This is a genomic window from Chitinophaga sp. (assembly GCF_035761305.1).
In the GTDB taxonomy this organism is placed as follows: domain Bacteria; phylum Bacteroidota; class Bacteroidia; order Chitinophagales; family Chitinophagaceae; genus Chitinophaga.
Genome location: NZ_DASTRI010000225.1, coordinates 1 through 10,306, shown reverse-complemented (window position 1 = coordinate 10,306; position 10,306 = coordinate 1). Strand labels below are relative to the sequence as shown.

The 10,306-nt window shown below is 49.4% G+C and carries 7 protein-coding genes; 3 read left to right on the top strand and 4 right to left on the bottom strand.

The window, feature by feature from the left end; translation table 11 throughout:
- Nucleotides 1-439 precede the first annotated feature (439 nt).
- Together atpC and atpD are read right to left on the bottom strand one after the other, a co-directional pair.
- Entirely contained in the window at nucleotides 440-691 is a 252-nt protein-coding gene (atpC, locus tag VFS25_RS19190; RefSeq protein ID WP_326463793.1) for an ATP synthase F1 subunit epsilon, read from the bottom strand.
- A 99-nt stretch (nucleotides 692-790) separates the two neighbouring features.
- Nucleotides 791-2,293, bottom strand: coding sequence for a F0F1 ATP synthase subunit beta (gene atpD / locus VFS25_RS19185; protein WP_326463792.1), 1,503 nt, complete (start codon nucleotides 2,291-2,293; stop codon nucleotides 791-793).
- A 390-nt stretch (nucleotides 2,294-2,683) separates the two neighbouring features.
- Here atpD and VFS25_RS19180 point away from each other — a divergent pair, with 390 nt between their 5' ends.
- Nucleotides 2,684-4,012: a DUF6600 domain-containing protein gene (locus VFS25_RS19180; RefSeq protein WP_326463791.1), complete on the top strand. Its 1,329-nt coding sequence runs from the start codon at nucleotides 2,684-2,686 to the stop codon at nucleotides 4,010-4,012.
- A 176-nt stretch (nucleotides 4,013-4,188) separates the two neighbouring features.
- Here VFS25_RS19180 and VFS25_RS19175 read toward each other — a convergent pair whose 3' ends face one another.
- Entirely contained in the window at nucleotides 4,189-4,797 is a 609-nt protein-coding gene (locus VFS25_RS19175; protein ID WP_326463790.1) for a hypothetical protein, read from the bottom strand.
- Nucleotides 4,798-4,949: 152 nt separating this feature from the next.
- Here VFS25_RS19175 and VFS25_RS19170 point away from each other — a divergent pair, with 152 nt between their 5' ends.
- Nucleotides 4,950-6,110: a hypothetical protein gene (locus tag VFS25_RS19170; protein WP_326463789.1), complete on the top strand. Its 1,161-nt coding sequence runs from the start codon at nucleotides 4,950-4,952 to the stop codon at nucleotides 6,108-6,110.
- Between the two features lie 29 nt (nucleotides 6,111-6,139).
- On the opposite strand, the gene VFS25_RS19165 is transcribed toward VFS25_RS19170, so the two are convergent.
- Nucleotides 6,140-7,954: an ATP-binding protein gene (locus VFS25_RS19165; protein WP_326463788.1), complete on the bottom strand. Its 1,815-nt coding sequence runs from the start codon at nucleotides 7,952-7,954 to the stop codon at nucleotides 6,140-6,142.
- Between the two features lie 347 nt (nucleotides 7,955-8,301).
- Between VFS25_RS19165 and VFS25_RS19160 the strand changes: the two genes are divergently transcribed.
- The gene (locus VFS25_RS19160) at nucleotides 8,302-10,176 is read left to right on the top strand and encodes a DNA polymerase III subunit gamma/tau (protein WP_326463787.1); all 1,875 of its coding nucleotides are present in this window, start codon (nucleotides 8,302-8,304) and stop codon (nucleotides 10,174-10,176) included.
- Nucleotides 10,177-10,306 lie beyond the last annotated feature (130 nt).

The following is a 10,306-nucleotide window of genomic DNA, read 5'->3' as shown; positions in this document are numbered from 1 at the left end:
GATCAACCACGGAGCGCGATGCATTTTAACCCATTTTTCAAATGTGAGAGCGTGAGCAATGAAAGCATTGATACCGAATAGCTAAACCTATGAAAACGATAACGGTAGGCCTCCTTTAAGGCCAGCTTGCATCGGATTATAAATATAAAAACACCCTAAAAACTTATTAAAGATACACTAATGGTACTTCTGTGCCGGCAGCTACCGTTCAGAAGTGCTTAATATTATTCATTTTCATAGGAATAGGGTTATTTGCCTGCTGCATGGTAGTTACGTAATGTAATTATCATAAACGGCAATAACCTGCTCGTTGAATAACCCGGCCAGTAATCTTACTGCGCTTTAACGGGGTCTTCTTAGATTGGAATAGTTAGGACAAAAACAAAGGCCGGGTAATCATACCCGGCCTGTTATTTTATTTAATGCGCTTTTGTGTACACTACAGGGTAGCGGCGCCTTCTACCAGCACCGTTGCCTTATTGCGCAGCACTTCCACAAAGCCGCCTTCTATCTGGTAATATTCTGCCTGCGCTTTATCTTTCAGCACCTTCATTTTGCCCTTGCCTAAAGCAGCTATCAGCGGCGCATGCCGGTCCAGCACTTCAAAAGAGCCGTCTATACCCGGTAGCTGCACGCCATACACCTCTCCGGTGAACAGCTTTCTTTCAGGTGTTAAAACTTCCAGTAACATTATAATTAATAATTAAAAATGAAGAATTGATAATTAAAAGGAGAGTGAATAATTAATAATATCTGCAGGCATTATTAATTATTCATTCTTCATTATTAATTAGTTTTTGGCTGCTTCCAGCAACTTCTTACCTTTTTCAATGGCATCATCAATAGTGCCAACCAGGTTAAAAGCTGCTTCCGGGTACTCATCTACTTCACCATCCATGATCATGTTAAAGCCGCGAATGGTTTCTTCAATGGGCACCAGCACGCCTTTTAAACCGGTAAACTGCTCTGCCACGTGGAAAGGCTGCGACAGGAAACGTTGTACACGGCGTGCGCGTGATACGGTAAGCTTATCTTCATCGCTTAATTCATCCATACCCAGGATGGCGATAATATCCTGTAACTCTTTATAGCGCTGCAGGATCATTTTCACCCTTTGTGCACAGTTGTAGTGCGCCTCACCCACAATAGCAGGGGTAAGAATACGGGAGGTAGAGTCCAGCGGGCTCACTGCAGGATAAATACCCAGGTCGGAAATTTTACGGTCCAGTACCGTGGTAGCATCCAGGTGCGCGAAGGTGGTAGCAGGCGCCGGGTCGGTCAAGTCATCCGCAGGCACATATACGGCCTGTACGGAGGTAATAGAACCGTTTTTGGTAGAGGTGATCCGTTCCTGCATCAAACCCATTTCTGTAGCCAGCGTAGGCTGGTAACCCACTGCAGAAGGCATACGGCCCAGCAGCGCAGATACTTCAGAACCTGCCTGGGTGAAACGGAAGATGTTATCTACGAAGAACAATATATCACGACCGCCGGCGGCAGAGCCATCGCCATCGCGGAAATATTCTGCAATGGTTAAGCCGGACAGTGCCACACGGGCGCGGGCGCCGGGGGGCTCATTCATCTGGCCGAATATAAAGGTAGCCTGTGATTTTTTCAGGCCTTCCATATCAACTGCGCTCAGCTCCCATCCGCCATGCTCCATGGACTCCTGGAACTTTTCGCCATATTTTACGATACCGGCTTCAATCATTTCACGCATCAGGTCATTTCCTTCACGGGTACGTTCCCCTACACCGGCAAATACGGATAAACCTTCGTAACCTTTTGCGATGTTATTGATCAGTTCCTGGATCAATACGGTTTTGCCTACGCCTGCACCGCCAAACAAACCGATCTTACCACCTTTTGCATAGGGCTCAATCAGGTCAATTACTTTAATACCGGTGTACAGTACTTCGGTATCGGTGGCCAGGTCTTCAAACCTGGGCGGCTGGCGGTGAATGGGGTAACCATTTGCGCTGTCGATATGGCCCAGGCCGTCAATTGCTTCGCCTACCACATTGAACAAGCGTCCTTTAATCTGGTCACCAATAGGCATTTTAATAGGAGTGCCCTTATCTTCCACAGCCATGCCTCTTACAAAGCCGTCTGTAGAGTCCATGGCTACGCAACGCACGCTGTCTTCACCCAGGTGTTGCTGCACTTCCAGTACTACTTTCTGACCATTTTCACGTGTTATTTCCAGTGCGTTGTAGATTTCGGGGAGTTTTCCTTCAAAATGAACGTCCACTACGGGACCGATAATTTGCTTGATTTTACCTGTGTTAGGCATATTTTATAGCTATTTATAAATACTAAAAGAGTGGTTTATAAAATTTGGCGCAAAGGTAATGGTTAACAGGGGAAAATTCAAATAAACACCATTATTCATTGGGGGCTTCCTCAAATATAGAAATTAAGTAATACCAAAACAATTCCGGGCCACCGTACTTATCGCCGAACTGCCATAATTTTCGGCTCAGCTCCCCCTATTCACCTGCCAAATTGCGCGTTACAACTTATAAATGTTAAGCTGGTCTTAAAATCCCCCTCCCGAGCGTTAAATAAGGTTAAGAAACCCCGCAACAGGCGCCTCTGGTACGATAATCGTACTAATTATACCGTAAACCACAACATTGCAGGAAATGGTCACAGCTTTCCTGGAAACTTTAAAAGTAACGATATGAAAAGCAAGATAAACCTTTATGCGAGCCTGCTTGCTGCCAGCTTTCTGATCACCACCTTAGCAGATAGCTGTGCCACCGCCAGACCACAGCAATACGGCTATGAGCAGGATCCTTACCAGCAGGGCGATGTATCTTTTTATGATGCGCTGAGCCCTTATGGAAACTGGATCAACTATGATCAATACGGAGAGGCCTGGGTACCTAACGTGGGACGGGACTTCCAACCCTACTCTACCAACGGTCACTGGGTATATACTGATTACGGCTGGACCTGGATGTCGAACTACTCCTGGGGTTGGGCGCCTTTCCACTACGGCCGCTGGACATATGATAATTACTACGGATGGGTATGGATACCGGGTGATGAATGGGGACCTGCCTGGGTAAGCTGGCGTAACAGCCCGGATTATTACGGATGGGCGCCGTTACCTCCCGGCATAAGCATTGGTGTAAGTGTGGACATTCCTACTGCTTACTGGTCATTTGTGCCCTGCCAGTATATCAGCAGCCCGTCTGTTTACAGGTATTATGTACCCCGCAGCCGCAATGTGACGATCATTAACAACACAACCGTGATCAACAATGTGCGGGTTGTAAATAACAACCGTTACTATCGCGGTCCGGAAGTAAGGGATGTGGAAAGGGTAACACGTACCACTATTAAGCCGGTACGGGTAGTGAACAGTAACCGCCCCGGCAGCGCCCGTGTTGCCAATAACCAGATGCGGATCTTCCGCCCGTCGGGCAACCAGCTGCGCGTAGCGGATAATAACCGGCCTAACCGGGTAAACCCTGCGCCTAACAATAATGTTACCCAGCCAGGCACACCCGGCAGAACCCGCCGTGTATTTGAAAATGATAACAATAACCGGGTAACACCGGTACCGAATAACAATAATAATAACCGGGTTACGCCTGCGCCAACGCCTGAAAGAAGGGCCCCGCAGCGTGTATTTGATAATAACCGCCGGGTAACACCGGCTCCTAATAGCAATCCAGCACCCAACACCCGGCCCAGTAGTCCTGTTAACAACCGCCCGGCTCCAAACAATAATACGCCCCGGCGTATATTCAACGAGCCTAACAACCGTCCGGCTGCTGCACCGGTAACATCACCTGCGCCCAGGCCACAGCCTTCATCCAGGCCAGCGCCGCAGCCCAGGGTAAACCCGGCGCCGCAACCGAGGAGCAATCCGGCTCCACAGCCGCAACGGGTAGCTCCTGCACCACGTCCTGCACCTGCACCGCGTGTACAGCCTTCGGCACCTGCACCCCGCCCAGCTCCTGCATCGCATCCGAGCAATGGCAGGGTCAGGAGGGACTAGCGCAGGCAGGCAGTATAAAGCAAGCTGCAGGCAGTAAGATGATTGAAGCGGAATGAGTGGAACAAGTAGTGATGACGGAATGAAAAGAGGGAAATAAGATGATGTCTTATTTCCCTCTTTTGTTTATTAGTGCCGCCAGGGTTAATACTGTAAAAGACGGCTGTGCGGCAACCCGTTTAATCCTTTACACATTGGAAAGGGTCCGGATCGCCGGGAGGAGCCGGTTTATTGGCAGCCCAGCAAAAATTCATGGCCTGGCTGGTAATGCTCACCAGTTTCAGCACCACCTTCATGCCTTTGCGGCTGCCCGCGGCATCTACTGCGCGGGTTTCCTTGGGCGGTACGTTGTTAATGGTATACTGTTCCGACTTAAACACATCTCCATTGCTGCGCAGGTACTGTACATTCACTACTACATTATCCAGCTGATATTCTGTTTGATTGCGCACAATCACCTGCAGATCTTTAATGCCGCCCAAAAAGCCGGTGCGGTAATCGCTGGTATTAACCGCAATAAACTGTTGCCAGTTGCGGCGGTAGTAGGTACGCCGCTCTACAAACTTTCCCTGCATGCGCTGCTGCTGATCTTTACGGTCTGCTATCTGCTGCGCGGTGCTGCTGGCCAGGTTCAGGCTTTGCTTCAGGTCGCGGTTCTCATTGAGCAGGCGTTCATTTTCCCGCAGTATTGTACGCACCCGCTGCTGCTGCCGGTAATATCCCAGCGCCAGGCTGACGGCTACAAACAAAGCAAGAATGGTATAAATTAACGGTGACTTTCTTTTCATCTATAATAATTATTATGGTACGGGTCCTTATCCTTTTTCAAATATCAGGCTTTATACCGGCCTGGCACCGCCATCCTGAAAAAATAATGCCATGATAAAATTGTTTTATATATTCTGCTTCATTAAACTGACTTCCTTATTTTTGCTCCCCTATGGAGCTTATCAAAGTAGATAACGAAAAAACGGCACGGCTGTTTATACAGGTACATGTAGATCTTAATAAACATAACGCCCAGTGGATACGTCCACTGGATAAAGACATTAACGCTGTTTTTGACCCCGAGAAAAATAAAGCTTTCCGGCATGGGGAATGTGTACGCTGGCTCCTGAAAAGCAAAGATGGCAAATGGCTGGGCCGTATTGCCGCCTTTGTAAATGAAAAATACCGCAACAAAGGCGACGAGCAGCCTACCGGCGGCATTGGCTTTTTTGATTGCATACATGACCAGGCTGCGGCCAACCTGCTTTTTGACACGGCCAAACAATGGCTGCAGGAAAGAGGCATGGGCGCTATGGACGGCCCTATTAACTTTGGCGAGCGCAATAACTGGTGGGGCCTGCTTACAGCCGGCTTTCACGAACCCCTGTACTGCATGAACTATAACCCGCCCTATTATAAAGACCTGTTTGAAAATTATGGCTTCAGGCCTTTCTTTTACCAGGTATGCTTTGCGCTGAATGTGGCGGACCGGCTGCAGGAAAAATTTTATGCACGCCATGCAGCCCTGGAAAAAGATCCTGCCTTTACCGCCCGGCATATTAAGAAAAACCAGCTGGAGAAATTTGCAGAAGATTTTTCAATTATTTACAATAAAGCCTGGGCCGGACATGACGGCGGTAAAGAGCTGAGCCAGGCGCAGGTCCTGCAGATATTCAGGCAAATGAAACCCGTAATGGATGAAAAGGTTGTATGGTTTGTGTATTACAACAATGCACCGATTGCCTGCTGGCTCAATCTGCCGGAGCTGAACCAGTTCTTTAAACATATGAACGGCAAATTTGGCCTGTGGCAAAAGCTGAAGTTCCTTTGGCTGAAGTACACCGGCCAATGCCGCAAGTTCACAGGCATTGTATTTGGCATTGTGCCGGAATTCCAGGGCAAAGGAGTAGATGCCTTTATGATACTGGAAGGCGCCAAGCTAATACAGGGGCAGCATTTGTACGATGATTATGAAATGCAGTGGATCGGCGATTTTAATCCCAAGATGATCAATATAGGAGAAAACCTGGGGGCTTACCGCAGCCGCCAGCTTACTACTTACCGCTACCTGTTTGACCGCACGAAGGAATTTAAACGGCACCCGATGGTGTAGATGAGGTTTAAATATGCATATCCGCACATCTAATTTGCTTTTATTCCGGCGCGGGGCAGGTGTTTCAAAATGCTTTTGTAAATATCCTTTTCCTTGAAGGGCTTCAGCAGCCAGTCGTTAAAGCCGGCTTTGCGAAAGGTTTCTTCATCATGCCGGGCTATATCGGCAGTAACCACCAGTACCGGCACTTTTGCCTTTTGGGCATCTTCATGCGCGCGTATCCGCTGCACCACTTCCAGGCCGTTCATTTCGGGCATTTGCAGGTCCAGCAGCACCAGGTCATAGTTATTGGTCTTAAACAGCTCGTAGGCGATGGCCCCATCCCGCGCCATATCAAACCGGCATTTCCAGCGGGTAAGCATAATTTTCAGCAATAGCAGGTTCATTTCCTGGTCGTCGGCTATCAGCACATACAGGCCGTCCAGCTGGTTGCTGGCCAATTGTTCAATATCCTGGCGGGTAAGAATAACGGTTTGAGAGGGGCTGGCCAGCTCGTAGGGTATCTGGCAGCTGAAACAGCTGCCTTTTCCTACCTCGCTTTTTACGCTGATATTGCCGCCATGCAGCCGTATCAGGCGTTGTGTAATGGCCAGTCCCAGGCCGGTGCCGCCCGCTTTATGATGCAGGGTGCGTACCTGGTAAAACCGTTCAAAAATGCGGGGCAAAATATCCGGTGGCACACCGGGGCCGGTATCTTCCACCTCCAGTAAAAACAGGCCCTGTTTGTCTTTATTAACAATCACCAGCTTTGCCTTTACGGCAACGCGGCCTGCTTCTGTGTATTTAATGGCATTGGACAGCAGGTTTACCAGTATCTGCTTCAGGCGGAACACATCGCCACACACATGCTGCTGCCGGCTGCCTTCAAAGGTAAAATCAAGCTCCAGCTGCTTATTAACGGCCTGTACGCGCATGCTGTTCACCACATCGGCCAGCGCCTGGTACAGGGTAAAGGGTTGTTTCTGGATGGATATATAATCGCTGTCCAGTTTGGAAAAGTCCAGCACGTCATTCACCACGTTCATCAGCATGCCGGCAGATACGTCGATATGGCGCAACAGCTCCTGCTGGTGCTCCTGCAAAGGCGTATGGGTTAATTGTTCGGTAAAGCCCACAACAGCGTTCAGGGGCGTACGGATCTCGTGGCTCATATTAGCCAGGAACACGGAGCGGGCCCTGGCCGCATCCACAGCATTTTGCTTTTCCCTCCTGAGCTGCGCTCCTTTCCGGTGATAGTCCCACCAGATAATAGCCGTAACCGTTGCGGTAAGCGCCAGGAATATAAACACCAGCGTAAAGCCGTTCTGCATTTTCCGGAGGTTTTCATCTGTTTCAGCGGTAACAGCAGTTTTGCGGCTGGCATCCATTTGCCTTGCCTGTTGCTGCAGCGCATGGGTGAGGGAGCTAAGCGCCGGCATTTCCGCTGTTAGCGCATTGGCCAGCCGGGGGCCGGGCGCCTGCCGGAGCGCAGTCAGCCTGTTATAAATAGCGGTTTTACGCTGCTGCAGGCGGGTTACGGTATTATTGCCGCTGCCTGCGTTCAGCTGTTTGCAGGCTGCATCCAGCTGCGCAAACAGGGTATCGAGCTGCAGGCTGCCGGCGGTTATATCAGCAGGATCATGCAGCGCGGTGTACAGGCGCACGTTATTTTCCACTGCGCCCAGGGTTACCAGCGCAGCATTTGTTGTTTGCAGCGCGGCGTTGCCCTGCTGCAGGCCGTGTATGGTTTGCCGTATCCGGCCGGCATTATTGCGGTGAAAGTAAAAAGATGTTACGCCTACAATTATTTTACAGGTTAACAGAACAAACAGTGTTACATAGAGTGTAATACGTAAAATGCGCATCTAAAATGATTATAATTTAACAAACGCAACTTCTCAACAGATATATGAGATGATTTATCAATTGATCTGCCGTGTTATTGATAAGGATTAAGCATCCACGCCCCCAAAATTTCTCTCTAATGTTATTCAAAGGATACCGGTTTAGGAATTAACGAACAGGTACCGGCAAGGAAATTAAAAAAATTTGCAGACATGCCGAACTTTAATTCTCCGGCCGGTGTATAATTCATTATCAACGGCCTATGAAAAGCGCCAGCGTATTACTTTCTCCTGTTTTAATAACCGGGTATACGGCCGGAAACAGTCCGAAAAAATGTGTACTTTCGGCCTTTGCGAATGCGTTGCATATGGAGAATTTTATCGTTTCGGCCCGTAAATACCGTCCTCAGAATTTTTCTACCGTAGTAGGACAATCCCACATTACCACTACTCTTAAAAATGCGATCCGTAATAACCAGCTGGCGCATGCCTTCCTGTTCTGCGGGCCGCGTGGAGTAGGAAAAACCACCTGCGCCCGTATCTTAGCCAAAACCATTAACTGCGAAAACCTGCAACCGGACGGAGAGGCCTGTAATGAGTGCCACTCCTGTAAATCATTCAATGAAGGCAGCTCCTTTAACATTCATGAGCTGGATGCTGCCTCCAACAACTCGGTAGATGATATACGCACGCTGGTGGAGCAGGTGCGTTTTGCCCCGCAGGCCGGCAAATACAAGATATATATAATAGATGAGGTGCACATGCTCAGCTCCTCAGCCTTTAATGCATTTCTGAAAACGCTGGAGGAGCCGCCCTCCTATGCCATCTTTATCCTGGCAACAACGGAAAAGCACAAGATACTGCCCACGATCCTGAGCCGCTGCCAGATCTTTGACTTTAAGCGCATTACTATACAAGATACGGTAGAGCACCTGCAGGAGATCTGCGAAAAGGAACAGATACAGGTAGAAACCGACGCCCTGCACCTGGTAGCCCAGAAAACAGACGGCTGCATGCGCGACTCGCTGAGCACCCTGGACAAAATTGTGAGCTTTACCGGCGGCCACCTTACCTACCAGAATACGCTGGAGCACCTGAACATACTGGATTACGACTACTTCTTTAAAGTAATGGACGCTGTGCTGCAGCAGGATGTAGCCGGCGCCCTGCTGATATTTGATGAAATACTGCAAAAGGGGTTTGAAGGGGATAATTTCCTGAACGGCTGGGCAGAGTTCCTGCGTAACCTGCTTATGTGCAAGGAAGAAAAAGTACTGCACCTGCTGGAAGTATCAGGTAACCTGAAAGACCGATACAAGCAGCTGTCCGGCAAGGTAAGCCCGGCTTACCTGATCACGGCCCTGCACCTGCTCAATGAAACAGAGATCAACTACCGCATGGCCCGTAACAAGCGCCTGCATGTGGAAATGGCGCTGATAAAGCTGTGCTACCTGCAGCAGGCCGTTACCCTGGTAAGCGATGATCAATCCGGGGAAGTGGTAAAAAAAAAGTTAGTGCCTGACGGGGCGGCGCCCAAACAGCTGCGCACGCCTTTTGCCCAGGCAGCCGGCCCACAAACAGCCGGTAAACCGGCTACCACAGCTTCCATAGCCCAAAATGAAGCGGCCCGGCTCACTATAGAAACGGCGCCTGCAACGCAAAAAACGCCCGCTGCCGCTTCTTCCGTGGCTACGACTGCCAACACTGCACCTGCTGTAAAACCGGCAGCCACTGCTGCTGCAGCGCCGGCAACACGTACAACGCCTGCCAGGCCTGGCGCCGCCACCGGCAAGCTTACCGGGCTGGCCGCCATGAAAGAGGCGCTGGCCGCCAAACAGCAGCAAAATCCCGTACGGGAAGCCATTCCCATTACAGCCGGCGCCCTGGCCGTGTACTGGGAAGAGTTTATTGACACTTTCCGCCAGGCTAATAAAATGACGGTAGTAAGCAACCTGCAGCTGGCGGTTGTGAACCTGCTGGCCCCGGAAGAAATAGGCATTGTAAGCCGGAACATTGTACAATACCGGTTTATGGAAGAAGAGAAGCTGGCTATCTCTGATTTTTTCAAGCGCAAATTCAACAATCCCGCCATTATACTTACCCTGCAGCTGGATGAAAGCCAGCAAACCCAGGATATCGGGCCTGCACCGTTGAGCAGCCGGGAGCAGTTTCAGCTAATGACCGCGCAGTACCCGCTGATCAAAGAGCTGAAAGACAAGCTGAACATGGAGCTGGATTTTTAAGCAATTAAAAATAATAATGAATAATTAACAACAGCGCCTGGCTAAGCACAGCGCTGCAAGTATTAATTATTAATTATTCATTATTAATTTTTTCGTCTTTCTTTTGTAGGTTTGGGCAAAATTTTGACTA